We start from the raw sequence: 13,232 nt of genomic DNA on the forward strand, positions 1-13,232 counted from the left end.
GGCCGCGGTCGGCCATTGGTAACCAAAGTGTGCGCGGGATTGTCGGTTTGAGCGCCGTCGACAGCACTGCCAATGAAATAGTCAGCTGAATGAATGGTGTTGGTCTGAATCAAAAACATGCAATTGAAAGGACAAAATTCCACCTGTTTCTTTCAAATGTTTCCGTATTTTTCAAAACGAATGGCCTCGCGTATATTGGCCCTCGCCTTGGCTTATCGGCCGATCGAGCAAGGTGGGGGGCCGCCTGACCGGCAGCTCGGCACGACAACACGAAAAGAAGGAAAACGACTATGCCAGCGAGTAAAACGAAGCTGTTATTAGGAATGGTTTTCTCTTCGCTGCTTCTGGCGGCATGCAACGGCGACGACGGTGGTCCAGTCGCGAGCGCCGCCAGCGCGAGCAGCACGGTGAACAACAGCGCGGCATCCGCCGACCAGCCTTACGCCGATCCCAATCGTTATTCGTCCAGCCCCCGCGCGTCGTTGAGCGCGGCGGCGGCCACCGAGAAGGCGGCCGTCACGCACCACCAGATCACGCTGAACGGCAAGACCATCAGCTACACCGCCACCACCGGGCATCTGGTCGCGCGCAATCCGCAAACCGGCCAGCCCGAGGCCTCGTTCTTCTACATCGCGTACACCGCCGACAACCAGCCGGCCGCGCAGCGCCCGGTCACGTTCTTCTACAACGGCGGCCCGGGTTCGTCGACGGTCTGGCTGCACCTCGGCTCGTTCGGACCGAAGCGGATCGAGACGAGCGACCCGAACACGCCCTCGCAATTCCCGTTCGTCGACAACGCGGAGAGCCTGCTCGACACGACCGACCTCGTGTTCGTCGACGCGGTCGGCACGGGCTACTCGGAAGCGGTCGCGCCGAACACCAACCAGACCTTCTGGGGCGTCGACGAGGATGCCGGCGTGTTCCGCGATTTCGTGGTCCGCTATCTGGCCGCGAACCAGCGCGGCGCGTCGCCGAAGTATCTGTTCGGCGAGTCCTACGGCACGCCGCGCACCGACGTGCTCGCGAACCTGCTCGAGACGGCCGGCGTGAAGCTCGACGGCGTCGTGCTGCAATCGTCGATCCTCAACTACAACAGCAACTGCGACATGGCGAGCAGCGGCGTGGGCAACGGCAACGACGGCACGAGCGCGGTCAGCTGCGCGGGCTACGCACCGAGCTACGGCGAGGTCGGCGCGTACTACCGGCTCGACAACCCGAACCCGGGCGACCCGGCGCAGTACGCGGACCAGATGCGGCTCCTGACGGCCGGCACCTATGTCCCGGCGGTGAACGCCTATCTCGCGAGCAACACGCCGCCGAGCGCGGCGCTCGTGACGACGATGGCGAACGCGACGGGCGCGCAGGCCGCGCTGTGGAACGCCGACTTCAACCTGCTGCCGACGACCTACGACAACAGCTACCAACTGGCGTTGATCCCGGGCACGCTGATCGGCCGCTACGACGCGCGCGTGAACGTGCCGGTCAACAGCCCGCTGGCCTCGGAGGGTGATCCGTCGAGCACCTTCATCACGCAGCCGTTCACGAGCACGATCGGCACCTATCTGCCCAACGTGCTCAAGTACTCGGCGAAAACGGCCTATGCTGTAGAGAGCAACGCGATCAACACCTGGGACTGGAGCCACGACGGGCTGGCCATGCCGGACACGATTCCCGACCTGGCCGCGGCGCTCACGCTCAACCCGTCGCTCAAGGTCCTGTCCCTGAACGGATATCACGATCTCGCGACGCCGTTCTATCAGACGGAGCTGGATCTGGCCCGTCTCGGCACGCAGCCCAACCTGACCTTCCAGCACTACTCGGGCGGACACATGATCTATCTGGACGACACGTCGCGGCCGCTGGAGAAGGCGGACCTGGTGGCGTTCTACCAGGCGGCGCCCGCCGCGCGCTGACGCCCCGGCCGGCCGACGGACGCGCGCGCGGCGCGCGCCGTCGCACGGCCGACGACCTCATTTCCAATTGGAGCCTGACATGAAGAAACAATCGCTCATCGCCTGGTCGGCATTGTGCGTCGCGGGTCTGGCCATGGTCCCGGCGGCGCGTGCGCAGGACAGCGCGGACGCCGCGCCGGATCGCGCCGCCCAGGCGCAGCTCGGCGACCCGTACGTGCCGCCGGCGGCGCGCAAGCCGACGGCCGGCACCCAGACCACCGGCGCGGCGCTGCATGCGCAAGTGGTGGATAAGCTCGCGCGCCAGTTCGCCGCCGCCGACTCGCGCAACACCGGCAGCGTGACCGAGGCGCAGGCGCGCGCGGCCGGCCTCGGCTACGTCGCGAACAACTTCAAGCAGATCGATACGAACCGCAGCGGCCGCGTATCGTTCGCCGACGTGCAGCGCTACATGCAGACGCAAAGCGCGACGCAGAAATAAGCGCCGCATCGCTGCCCCTCGATGAACCCCTGGGGCGAACGGGCTCTGCCGCACCAGCGGCAGGGCCCGTTTTCATTGTCCCCCGATTTTTCGCGCGTACGATCGAAAATCCCAATATCTGACCAATCCATTCAGATATTGGATATCGAAATGACGCCCCCTACAATCCGGAGCACATCGAACTGCTTCGGTGGATTCGCGCCGCGCGGCGCGCCCGAGGCCGCATATGGAGATCGATCCATGACGCTTGCCGGGCCGCTCGCCCATCACCAGCCGCGCATCGCGCCCGCCCTCCGGCGACGCGATGCGACGCGCGGACGCGGGTCTGATCTCCGACGGAGTCCATTCGCATCATGAACAAATCCCATGTGACGCTTGCCGTGAACGGCGCCGCCCAATATCACGTCACGCCCGACGACGCGCTCGCCGACAGCATCGGCGCGACCGGCACGCCGCTCGACCTGGCGGCGCAGCAGGCCGGCACGCAGACCTTGCTGCGCGGCCTCGCGATCCTCGAAGCGGTCGCGGGCGGCGCGCGCGACATGCGCGCGATCGGCGCGGCGCTCGGCACGACCCGCAGCACCACGCACCGGCTCGTCAGCAGCCTCGTGCAGGCGCGCTACCTGCGCCAGGTGCAGGGCGGCTACCTGCTCGGGCCGAAGCTGATCGAACTCGGCACGATCGCGCTCGAGCAGATGCCGCTCACGGCCGTCGCGCGGCCGCACCTCGAGGCGCTCGCGGAAGCCACGCTCGACACCATCCACCTCGGCGTGCGCGACGGCGACGACGTGCTGTACATCGACAAGATTCCCGGCACGCGCGGCCTGGAAATGCGCTCGCGGATCGGCCACCGGATGCCGCTCGCGTCGACCGGCATCGGCAAGGCGATGATGCTCGACCTCGAACCGCAGGTCTGGGGCGACCTGTTCGACGCGTCGAAGCGCGCGCTGGCCGGCGTCAACTTCAAGCCCGACCGGCGGCCCGACACGCACACCTTCCTGCAGCGCATGGCGCATTACGCGGCGGGCGGCTACACGTTCGACCTGGAGGAAAACGAAACGTCGATCCGCTGCGTGGCCGCGCCGGTGCGCGACGCGTCGGGCGCGATCGTCGCGGCGCTGTCGGTGGCGAGCACGATTCCGTACATGCCGCTCGACCGCATGGACGAACTGATTCCGCTCGTGCAGCGCGAGGCGCGCGCGATCTCCGCGGATCTCGGCTGGAGCGCGCCGCAGACGACGCGCCGGATCAAGCGATGACGGCCCACGCCCACGCCCGCGCCGCGGCGCCCGCGCTGATCGGCCTCGACTGGGGCACGACCTCGCTGCGCGCCTACCTGTTCGACGCCGATGGCGCGGTCATCGAGACCGAGGCGCGCGCGGCCGGCGTGATGCGCCTGCCGCGCGCGGCCGATGCGCACGCGTTCGACGCGGTGTTCGAGGCGGTCTGCGGCGCGTGGCTCGATCGCGCGCCCGGCGTGCCGACGCTCGCGGCCGGCATGGTCGGCAGCGCGCAGGGCTGGCGCGAGGCGCCTTACGTGGCCGCGCCCGCCGATGCCGATGCGCTCGCGGCCGCGCTGGTGCGCGTCGAGACCACGCGCGGCGCGTCGTTCGCGATCGTGCCGGGCGTGCTGATGCCGGGCGCGCTGCCCGACGTGATGCGCGGCGAGGAAACCCAGATCCTCGGCGCGCTGGCGGGCGATCCGTCGCTGGGCGGCGACGCGGACGGCGCGCTGATCGGGCTGCCGGGCACGCACGCCAAATGGGCGTGGGTGCGCGGCGGCCGGATCGAACGCTTCCATACCTACATGACGGGCGAGCTGTTCGCGGCGCTGCGCGATCACACGATCCTCGGCCGCACCATGCAGGCGGATGCGCCGCCCGACGAGGCCGCGTTCCGGCGCGGCGTCGCGGTGGCCCGCGAGGCGCGCGACGCGGGCCTGCTCGCGACCGCGTTCAGCACCCGAACGCTGGGCCTGACCGGGCGGCTCGCGCCGTCCGCGCAGCCCGACTATCTGTCCGGCCTGCTGATCGGCCACGAACTGCATGCGCTCGACGCGATGCTGGCCGGCCACGCCGCGCCGCTCGCGCGCCAGCCGCTGCGCCTGATCGGCGAACCCGCGCTGTGCGCGCGCTACCGGATCGCGCTGGCCGAGTTCGGCTGCGCGGGCGCGCGCGTGGTGGAGCACGCGGCCGAGGCCGGCCTGTGGCGCGTCGCCGTGCAGGCGGGGCTCGTCGACGCGGCGCGCTGCGCGACCCAATGAGCCGTCTTTCCCGAGGATCCGAAACGATGTCAGCCGAACCGAACCTGCCCGCGCCGTACGCGCCGCACGCGGGCCTGATGCAAGCCTTCGCCGCGTGCCCGCTGATCGCGATCCTGCGCGGCGTCACGCCGGGCGAGGCCGCGCAGCATGGCGTCGCGCTGTACGAAGCAGGTTTCCGTCTCATCGAGGTGCCGCTCAATTCGCCCGAACCGCTCGCGAGCATCGCCGCGCTGCGCGCCGCGCTGCCGGCCGATGCGCTGATCGGCGCGGGCACCGTGCTGTGCGTCGAGCAGGTCGATGCGGTGCGCGACGCGGGCGGCGCGCTGATCGTGATGCCGCACGCGGACCTCGACGTGATTCGTCGCGCGAAGGCGCTCGGGCTCGCGTGCACGCCCGGCGTCGCGACGCCGACCGAGGCGTTCGCGGCGCTCAAGGCCGGCGCGGACGCGCTGAAGATGTTCCCGGCCGAGCTGCTGGGCCCGGTCGCGGTGAAGGCGTGGCGCGCGGTGATCGACGCGGCGGTGCCGCTCGTGCCGGTGGGCGGCGTGACGCCCGACAACCTGGGCCCGTACCTGGCCGCGGGCGCGAACGGCTTCGGCCTCGGCTCGGCGCTGTACCGGCCGGGCCAGGCGAGCGCGGCGACCGCCGCGCAGGCGCGCGCCTACGTCAACGGGCTGCGCATCGCCCGGCGCGGGGCGGCGCGATGAATCGCCTCGCGGGCAAGACGGCCTTCGTCACCGGCGCGGGACGCGGAATCGGCGCGGCGATCGCGCTCGCGTTCGCGCGCGAGGGGGCGGCCGTCGCGCTCGCGGAACTCGATCACGCGCGCGGCCGGGAGACGGCCGCCGCGATCGAGCGCGCGGTGCCCGGCGCGCGGGTGCGCGCGCTCGGCGTCGACGTCACGCGCGCGGAGGCGGTGCGCGACGCGGTGGCCGAGACGGAGCAGGCGTTCGGTCCGCTCGACATCCTCGTCAACAATGCGGGCGTCAACGTGTTCAGCGAGCCGCTCGCGCTCAGCGAGGACGACTGGCGCCGCTGCTTCGCGGTGGATCTCGACGGCGTCTGGAACGGCTGCCGCGCGGCGCTGCCGGGCATGACCGAGCGCGGCCGCGGCAGCATCGTGAACATCGCATCGACGCACGCGTTCTCGATCATCCCGGGCTGCTTTCCGTACCCGGTCGCGAAGCACGGCGTGCTCGGGCTCACGCGCGCGCTCGGCATCGAATACGCGCCGCGCAACGTGCGCGTGAACGCGCTCGCGCCCGGCTACATCGACACCGCGCTCACGCGCGACTGGTGGGACGGCCAGCCCGACCCGGCGGCCGCGCGCGCGCGCACGCTCGCGCTCCAGCCGATGCGGCGCATCGGCCGGCCGGACGAAGTCGCGATGACGGCCGTCTTCCTCGCATCCGACGAGGCGCCGTTCATCAACGCGACCTGCATCACGATCGACGGCGGGCGCGCCGCGCTGTACCACGATTGAGCCGAGCCGGCGGCCCGACGGGGCCGCCGCACCCGGCGCGCGACGGCCGCGCGCGCGCCGGGGCCGACAGAAAGAAGCGGCCGGATCCGATTGGATTGAGACAAGGAGACAGGCGAGATGAAACGCAGAGTGTTTGTGACGCTGGCGGCCGCATGCGCGGTGCTGGCGGGCGGCCCCCTCGCGCACGCGGCGGACCCGGTGAAGATCGGCTTCCTGGTCAAGCAGCCCGAGGAGCCGTGGTTCCAGGACGAATGGAAGTTCGCCGAGCTGGCCGCGCAGCAGAAGGGCTTCACGCTCGTGAAGATCGGCGCGCCGTCCGGCGAGAAGGTGATGAGCGCGATCGACAACCTCGCCGCGCAGAAGGCGCAGGGCTTCATCATCTGCACGCCCGACGTGAAGCTGGGCCCGGGCATCGTCGCGAAGGCGAAGTCGCACGGGCTCAAGCTGATGACCGTCGACGACCGTCTCGTCGACGGCGCGGGCAAGCCGATCGAGGCGGTGCCGCACATGGGCATCTCCGCCTACAACATCGGCAAGCAGGCCGGCGAGGGCATCGCCGCCGAGATCAAGCGGCGCGGCTGGAACATGAGCGAGGTCGGCGCGATCGACATCACCTACGAGCAGCTGCCGACCGCGCACGACCGCACCGCGGGCGCGACCGACGCGCTCGTCGCGGCGGGCTTCCCGAAGGCGAACGTGGTCGCCGCGCCGCAGGCCAGGACCGACACCGAGAACGCCTTCAACGCGGCCAACATCGCGCTCACCAAGAATCCGCAGTTCAAGCACTGGATCGCCTACGGTCTCAACGACGAGGCGGTGCTGGGCGCGGTGCGCGCGGCCGAGGGGCGCGGCTTCAAGGCGGCCGACATGATCGGGATCGGCATCGGCGGGTCCGACTCCGCGCTGAACGAGTTCAAGAAGCCGCAGCCCACGGGCTTCTACGGCACCGTGATCATCAGCCCGAAGCGCCATGGCGAGGAAACCACCGACCTGATGTACGCCTGGATCACCACGGGCAAGGCGCCGCCCGCGCTGACGCTCACGAGCGGCATGCTCGCGACGCGCGACAACGTCGGCGAGGTGCGCGAGAAGATGGGGCTGGCGTCGAAGTAAGGGACGGCCGCGCGCGGCCCTCGCGGGCGGCGCGCGGCCCGGGCATCGGGACAGTGGAGGCGACGTGACGGCGGCACTCTGTTTTGACAATATCGGCAAGCGCTTTCCCGGCGTGCGCGCGCTCGACGGCATTTCGTTCGAGGTGCACGCGGGGCAGGTGCATGGCCTGATGGGCGAGAACGGCGCGGGCAAGTCGACGCTCCTGAAGATTCTCGGCGGCGAGTATCAGCCGGACGCGGGCAGCGTGCGGGTCGACGGGCAGGCGGTGCGGTTTCCGAGCGCCGCCGCGTCGATCGCGGCGGGCGTCGCGGTGATTCACCAGGAACTGCAGTACGTGCCCGATCTCACCGTGGCCGAGAACCTGCTGCTCGGCCGGCTGCCGAGCCGCCTCGGCTGGGTGCGCAAGGGCGACGCGCAGCGCTTCGTGCGCGAGCGGCTCGCGGCGATGGGCGTCGACCTCGATCCGCGCGCGAAGCTGCGCCGGCTGTCGATCGCGCAGCGCCAGATGGTCGAGATCTGCAAGGCGCTGCTGCGCAACGCGCGCGTGATCGCGCTCGACGAACCGACCAGCTCGCTGTCGCACCGCGAGACCGAGGTGCTGTTCAAGCTCGTCGACGATCTGCGCCGCGACGGCCGCGCGCTGATCTACATCTCGCACCGGATGGACGAGATCTACCGGCTGTGCGACGCCTGCACGATCTTCCGCGACGGTCGGCTGGTCGCGTCGCACACCGCGCTCGCCGGCGTGTCGCGCGACACGCTGGTGAGCCAGATGGTCGGGCGCGAGATCAGCGACATCTACCATTACGCGCCGCGCCCGCTCGGCGAGGTGCGGCTCGCGGTGCGCGCGCTCGATGGCGAGGCGCTGCGCGAGCCGGCGAGCTTCGAGGCGCGCGCGGGCGAGATCGTCGGCTTCTTCGGTCTCGTCGGCGCGGGGCGCAGCGAGCTGATGCGGCTCGTCTACGGCGCCGATCGCAAGCGCGGCGGCGCGCTGCTGCTCGACGGCGCGCCGATCGACGTGAAGCGCACCGGCGACGCGATCCGGAACGGGATCGTGCTGTGTCCCGAGGACCGCAAGGAGGAAGGGATCATCGCGATGGCGACGGTCGCGGAGAACATCAACATCAGCTGCCGCCGCCACACGCTGCGCGCGGGCATGTTCCTCGACCGGCGCCGCGAGGCCGAGACCGCCGAGCGCTTCATCGCGCTCTTGCGGATCAAGACGCCGAGCCGCCGCCAGAAGATCCGCTTCCTGTCGGGCGGCAACCAGCAGAAGGCGATCCTGTCGCGCTGGCTCGCGGAGCCGGACCTCAAGGTCGTGATCCTCGACGAGCCGACGCGCGGCATCGATGTCGGCGCGAAACACGAGATCTATCAGGTGATGTACGAACTCGCGGCGCGCGGCTGCGCGATCGTGATGGTGTCGTCCGAGCTGCCCGAGGTGCTGGGCGTGTCGGATCGCATCGTCGTGATGCGCGAGGGGCGCATCGCGGGCGAACTGGCGCGCGCGCAGGCGAGCGAGCAGGCGGTGCTGAACCTCGCGCTGCCGCAGGGGCCGGCGGCGCGCGCCGCGTGATGGCAGGCGGCCCGCGCGCGACGCGGGCATGAACGGACGATACCGCGCGGCAGGGCCGCGCGACGCAGGAGCGAGAACCATGCAAGTCAGAGAAAACCTTCCGCAAGCCGCGCCGCATCCGGCCGCCGACGATGCCCAGCCCGCGCGCCGGCACGCCTGGGGGCAGCTGCTCGGCGACTACAGCCTGATCGCGATCTTCGTGGTGATGTTCGCCACGATGTCGCTGACGGTCGATCACTTCTTCTCGATCGACAACATGCTCGGCCTCGCGCTGTCGATCTCGCAGATCGGCATGGTCGCGTGCACCATGATGTTCTGCCTCGCGTCGCGCGACTTCGACCTGTCGATCGGCTCGACCGTCGCGTTCTCGGGGGTGCTGTGCGCGATGGTGCTGAACGCGACCGACAACACCTTCGTCGCGATCGTCGCGGCGGTCGCGGCCGGCGCCGCGATCGGCTTCGTCAACGGCGCGGTGATCGCCTATCTGCGGATCAACGCGCTGATCACCACGCTCGCGACGATGGAGATCGTGCGCGGGCTCGGCTTCATCGTGTCGAAGGGGCAGGCGGTCGGCGTGTCGTCGGACACCTTCATCGCGCTGGGCGGCCTCACGCTGTTCGGGGTGTCGCTGCCGATCTGGGTCACCCTGCTGTGCTTCATCGTGTTCGGCGTGATGCTGAATCAGACCGTGTACGGTCGCAACACGCTCGCGATCGGCGGCAATCCCGAGGCGTCGCGCCTCGCCGGGATCAACGTCGAGCGCACCCGGGTGTGGATCTTCCTGGTCCAGGGCGCGGTGACCGCGCTCGCGGGCGTGATCCTCGCGTCGCGGATCACCTCCGGCCAGCCGAACGCCGCGCAGGGCTTCGAGCTGAACGTGATCTCCGCGTGCGTGCTGGGCGGCGTGTCGCTGCTCGGCGGGCGCGCGACGATCTCGGGCGTCGTGATCGGCGTGCTGATCATGGGCACGGTCGAGAACGTCATGAACCTGCTCAACATCGACGCGTTCTACCAGTACCTCGTGCGCGGCGCGATCCTGCTCGCGGCCGTGCTGCTCGATCAATTGAAGAATCGCGGCGCGCGCGACTGAACGCGCGCCGCTCCCAGGAGACCCGGCATGACCCCAGAAGCTTCCGTCCGCGACGCGCGCTATCCGAGCCTCGTCGACCGCGCCGTGCTGATCACGGGCGGCGCGACCGGCATCGGCGCGGCCTTTGTCGAGCATTTCGCGCAGCAGGGCGCGCGCGTCGCGTTCGTCGACCTCGACGCGCAGGCGGGCGATGCGCTCGCCGCGCGGCTCGCCGGCGCGCGCCATGCGCCGCTGTTCGCCGCCTGCGACCTGACCGACACCGATGCGCTGCGGCGCGCGGTCGAGGCCGCGCGCGCACGCTGCGGCCCGCTCGCGGTGCTGGTCAACAACGCGGCGAACGACGTGCGGCATGCGCTCGCGGACGTGACGCCCGCATCGTTCGACGCGGGCATCGCGGTGAATCTGCGGCACCAGTTCTTCGCCGCGCAGGCCGTGATCGACGACATGAAGCAGCTGGGCGGCGGCTCGATCATCAATCTCGGCTCGATCAGCTGGATGCTGAAGAACGGCGGCTACCCGGTCTATACGATGGCGAAGGCGGCGGTGCAGGGGCTCACGCGCGGCCTCGCGCGCGAGCTGGGGCCGTTCGGGATCCGCGTGAACACGCTGGTGCCGGGCTGGGTGATGACCGACAAGCAGCGCCGCCTGTGGCTCGACGATGCGGGGCGGGCGGCCATCCAGGCCGGCCAGTGCCTGGGCGCCGAGCTGCTGCCCGCCGATCTCGCGCGCATGGCGCTGTTTCTCGCGGCCGACGACAGCCGCATGATCACCGCGCAGGACCTGGTGGTGGACGGCGGCTGGGCCTGAACGCCGCACCGGCCGGGCCCGGCCGACTGCTGACTGACGAGGAGCTTCTGATGACCGGCACCGCCTCCCGCGCCTTCGATTCGACCACGCAGACGCGCCGCGCGCGGCTCGCGGCCGCCGCGCAACCCGTCAGCCCGGGCCCGCAGACGGCCGCGGTCGCGCAAGGCGTCGGCGCGCCCGATGCGTCGGTCGTCACGCTCGCGACGCCCGAGCTGCGGCTCGACGTCGCGCCGCACCTGGGCGGCGGCGTCACGCGTTTCGACTGGCGCGGCGACGGCGCGCCGACGCCGCTGTTCCGGCACTGCGCGACGCCGCGCGAGGACACCGATCCGAACGCGCTCGCCTGCTATCCGCTGCTGCCGTATTCGAACCGGATCGGCGACGGGCGCTTTCGCTGCGACGGCCGCGAGGTCGAGGTGGCGCGCAACCGCGCGGACGAGCGCTGGCCGATCCACGGTGACGGCTGGCTCGCGCGCTGGCGGGTGGAGGCGGCGAGCGACACCGCGCTGCAGCTGTCGCTCGACCGGCGCGACGGGCGGCCGTACGCGTACCATGCGACCCAGGTATTCACGCTCGACGGCGCGCAGTTGTCGATCACGCTCGCGATCGAGAACGTCGGCCGGCAGCGGCTGCCGTTCGGGCTCGGGCTGCATCCGTTCGTGGTGCGCGACGACGCGACGGAACTCGCGGCGGCGGCGAGCGGGCTGTGGCTCGCGCGGCCCGACTGGCTGCCCGAGCGGCACGTGAGCGTGCCGCCCGCCTGGCAGTTCGGGATCGCGTATCCGCTGCCCGAGCAGCTCGTGAACCACGCGTTCACGGGCTGGGGCGGCCGCGCGACGATCGCGTGGCCGCGCCGCGGCCTGGCGCTGACGGTGTCGGCCGACACCGACTGCTACGTGCTGTATACGCCGCGCGGCGAGGATTTCTTTTGCTTCGAGCCGGTCGACCATCCGATCAATGCGGTGAACCTGCCGGGCGGCGCGGCCGCCCACGGGATGACGCTGCTCGCGCCCGGCGAGCGGCTCGCGCGCCGGTTCAGCTTCGGCGTCGCGCGCACCGATGCGCGCGCGGCGTGGCACGCGCGCGAGGCGGGGCGGCGGGGCGGGTAAAATACGGGCTTCCTCCAACTGGTTTGCCGCGAGTGCCCGTCATGTCTTCCCCGCTTACTTTCATCGATTCGCTGCGCGCCGCGTGGCAACGTACGGATTCGCTGCTGTGCGTCGGTCTCGATCCCGAGCCGAGCCGTTTTCCCGCCCAGTTCGCGAACCAGCCGGACGCGATCTTCGATTTCTGCCGCGAGATCGTCGACGCGACCGCACCGTACGCGAGCGCCTTCAAGCCGCAGATCGCCTATTTCGCCGCGCACCGCGCGGAAGACCAGCTCGAGCGGCTGATCGCGCACATTCACCTGCAGCATCCGGGCCTGCCCGTGGTCCTCGACGCGAAGCGCGGCGACATCGGCAGCACGGCCGAGCAGTACGCGCGCGAGGCGTTCGAGCGCTATCGCGCGGACGCGGTCACGGTGAATCCATACATGGGTTTCGATTCGATCGAGCCGTACCTGAGCTATGAGGATCGCGGCGTGATCGTGCTGTGCCGTACCTCGAATCCGGGCGGTTCGGACCTGCAGTTCCTCGACACGGGCGGCCGCCCGCTGTACCAGGTGGTCGCGGAGCTGGCGGCGAGCAAATGGAATGCGAAGACGGGCCAGCTCGGTCTCGTGGTCGGCGCGACCTTCCCGAACGAGATCGAGGTCGTGCGCGGGCTGGTCGGCGACATGCCGCTGCTGATCCCGGGCGTCGGCGCGCAGGGTGGCGACGTGCGCGCGACCGTCATGGCGGGTCGTACCGCGGACGGCTCGGGGATGATGATCAATTCGTCGCGCGCGATCCTCTACGCGGAGTCGGGCGAAGACTTCGCCGAAGCGGCGGCCCGCGTCGCGCAGCAGACCCGCGACGCGATCAACGCGCACCGCCGCGCGTGACGCCCGCGCTCAGCGCTCCTGCTCGTCGAGCAGCGTGAGCAGCCCGCGCAGCGCGTGCGCGGCCGCCTGGGTGCGGATCTGCTCGCGGTCGCCCTTGAAGATCACGGTTTCCACCGTGGTGTGCAGCCGGTTGCTCCAACCGAACGACACGGTGCCGACGGGCTTGTGCTCGGAGCCGCCGCCGGGCCCGGCGATGCCGGTGACCGACAGCGCGACCTGCGCGCGGCTGTTGCGCAGCGCGCCTTCGGCCATCGCGCGCGCGACCGGCTCGCTGACGGCGCCGTGCCGCTCGATCAGCTCGGGCGGCACGCCGATCATCTCGCTCTTGGCCTGGTTCGAGTAGGTGACGAAGCCGCGCTCGAACCAGCCGCTGCTGCCCGAGATATCGGTGACCGCGGCGGCGATCAGGCCGCCGGTGCACGATTCGGCGGTGGCGAGCATCAGGTGCTGGTCGCGCAGTTGATTGCCTGCGCGGATCGCAAGCTGGTGGACGACGGAATCGGTGGGCATCGCAAGGGTTCCGGG

The 13,232-nt window shown here is 70.7% G+C and carries 13 protein-coding genes; 12 read left to right on the top strand and 1 reads right to left on the bottom strand.

The window, feature by feature from the left end; genetic code table 11:
• The first annotated feature begins 290 nt into the window (after positions 1–290).
• The 12 genes from AC1RQF_RS12530 (at position 291) to pyrF (ending at position 12,707) form a co-directional block, all read left to right on the top strand.
• Positions 291–1,913 (top strand): S10 family peptidase, encoded by a 1,623-nt coding sequence (locus tag AC1RQF_RS12530; protein ID WP_492872159.1) that lies wholly within the window; start codon positions 291–293, stop codon positions 1,911–1,913.
• Positions 1,914–1,992: 79 nt separating this feature from the next.
• Positions 1,993–2,391 carry an EF-hand domain-containing protein gene (locus AC1RQF_RS12535; protein ID WP_274001088.1) on the top strand — a complete coding sequence of 133 codons (399 nt, stop codon included), beginning with the start codon at positions 1,993–1,995 and terminating at the stop codon, positions 2,389–2,391.
• Between the two features lie 353 nt (positions 2,392–2,744).
• Positions 2,745–3,650 (top strand): IclR family transcriptional regulator, encoded by a 906-nt coding sequence (locus AC1RQF_RS12540; RefSeq protein WP_274001090.1) that lies wholly within the window; start codon positions 2,745–2,747, stop codon positions 3,648–3,650.
• Entirely contained in the window at positions 3,647–4,654 is a 1,008-nt protein-coding gene (locus AC1RQF_RS12545) for a 2-dehydro-3-deoxygalactonokinase (RefSeq protein WP_492872160.1), read from the top strand. Before AC1RQF_RS12540 ends, AC1RQF_RS12545 begins: the two co-directional genes overlap by 4 nt.
• A gap of 26 nt (positions 4,655–4,680) precedes the next feature.
• Entirely contained in the window at positions 4,681–5,361 is a 681-nt protein-coding gene (locus AC1RQF_RS12550; protein ID WP_492872161.1) for a 2-dehydro-3-deoxy-6-phosphogalactonate aldolase, read from the top strand.
• Positions 5,358–6,137, top strand: coding sequence for an SDR family oxidoreductase (locus tag AC1RQF_RS12555; protein ID WP_492872162.1), 780 nt, complete (start codon positions 5,358–5,360; stop codon positions 6,135–6,137). Before AC1RQF_RS12550 ends, AC1RQF_RS12555 begins: the two co-directional genes overlap by 4 nt.
• Before the next feature lie 117 nt (positions 6,138–6,254).
• Positions 6,255–7,250: an arabinose ABC transporter substrate-binding protein gene (locus AC1RQF_RS12560; RefSeq protein WP_274001097.1), complete on the top strand. Its 996-nt coding sequence runs from the start codon at positions 6,255–6,257 to the stop codon at positions 7,248–7,250.
• A gap of 64 nt (positions 7,251–7,314) precedes the next feature.
• The gene (araG, locus tag AC1RQF_RS12565; protein WP_274001098.1) at positions 7,315–8,826 is read left to right on the top strand and encodes an L-arabinose ABC transporter ATP-binding protein AraG; all 1,512 of its coding nucleotides are present in this window, start codon (positions 7,315–7,317) and stop codon (positions 8,824–8,826) included.
• Positions 8,827–8,905: 79 nt separating this feature from the next.
• Positions 8,906–9,916 (top strand): L-arabinose ABC transporter permease AraH, encoded by a 1,011-nt coding sequence (araH, locus tag AC1RQF_RS12570; protein ID WP_492872163.1) that lies wholly within the window; start codon positions 8,906–8,908, stop codon positions 9,914–9,916.
• Positions 9,917–9,943: 27 nt separating this feature from the next.
• Complete coding sequence (locus AC1RQF_RS12575) at positions 9,944–10,723, top strand: SDR family NAD(P)-dependent oxidoreductase (protein ID WP_492872164.1); 780 nt, start codon at positions 9,944–9,946, stop codon at positions 10,721–10,723.
• A gap of 50 nt (positions 10,724–10,773) precedes the next feature.
• Entirely contained in the window at positions 10,774–11,832 is a 1,059-nt protein-coding gene (locus tag AC1RQF_RS12580; RefSeq protein WP_274001101.1) for an aldose 1-epimerase, read from the top strand.
• A gap of 41 nt (positions 11,833–11,873) precedes the next feature.
• Positions 11,874–12,707 (top strand): orotidine-5'-phosphate decarboxylase, encoded by an 834-nt coding sequence (gene pyrF, locus AC1RQF_RS12585; RefSeq protein ID WP_274001102.1) that lies wholly within the window; start codon positions 11,874–11,876, stop codon positions 12,705–12,707.
• Between the two features lie 9 nt (positions 12,708–12,716).
• Here pyrF and AC1RQF_RS12590 read toward each other — a convergent pair whose 3' ends face one another.
• Complete coding sequence (locus AC1RQF_RS12590) at positions 12,717–13,217, bottom strand: CinA family protein (RefSeq protein WP_274001103.1); 501 nt, start codon at positions 13,215–13,217, stop codon at positions 12,717–12,719.
• Between the last annotated feature and the right edge of the window lie 15 nt (positions 13,218–13,232).

The sequence above is a fragment of the Burkholderia sp. GW821-FHT14F03 genome (assembly GCF_058803765.1).

Coding starts and splice junctions, on each gene's coding strand:
- AC1RQF_RS12590 (WP_274001103.1), bottom strand. CDS start 13,217: ATGCCCACCGATTCCGTCGTCCACCAGCTTGCGATCCGCGCAGGCAAT.
- AC1RQF_RS12550 (WP_492872161.1), top strand. CDS start 4,681: ATGTCAGCCGAACCGAACCTGCCCGCGCCGTACGCGCCGCACGCGGGC.
- AC1RQF_RS12555 (WP_492872162.1), top strand. CDS start 5,358: ATGAATCGCCTCGCGGGCAAGACGGCCTTCGTCACCGGCGCGGGACGC.
- AC1RQF_RS12580 (WP_274001101.1), top strand. CDS start 10,774: ATGACCGGCACCGCCTCCCGCGCCTTCGATTCGACCACGCAGACGCGC.
- AC1RQF_RS12530 (WP_492872159.1), top strand. CDS start 291: ATGCCAGCGAGTAAAACGAAGCTGTTATTAGGAATGGTTTTCTCTTCG.
- AC1RQF_RS12575 (WP_492872164.1), top strand. CDS start 9,944: ATGACCCCAGAAGCTTCCGTCCGCGACGCGCGCTATCCGAGCCTCGTC.
- AC1RQF_RS12560 (WP_274001097.1), top strand. CDS start 6,255: ATGAAACGCAGAGTGTTTGTGACGCTGGCGGCCGCATGCGCGGTGCTG.
- AC1RQF_RS12545 (WP_492872160.1), top strand. CDS start 3,647: ATGACGGCCCACGCCCACGCCCGCGCCGCGGCGCCCGCGCTGATCGGC.
- AC1RQF_RS12535 (WP_274001088.1), top strand. CDS start 1,993: ATGAAGAAACAATCGCTCATCGCCTGGTCGGCATTGTGCGTCGCGGGT.
- AC1RQF_RS12540 (WP_274001090.1), top strand. CDS start 2,745: ATGAACAAATCCCATGTGACGCTTGCCGTGAACGGCGCCGCCCAATAT.
- araH (WP_492872163.1), top strand. CDS start 8,906: ATGCAAGTCAGAGAAAACCTTCCGCAAGCCGCGCCGCATCCGGCCGCC.
- pyrF (WP_274001102.1), top strand. CDS start 11,874: ATGTCTTCCCCGCTTACTTTCATCGATTCGCTGCGCGCCGCGTGGCAA.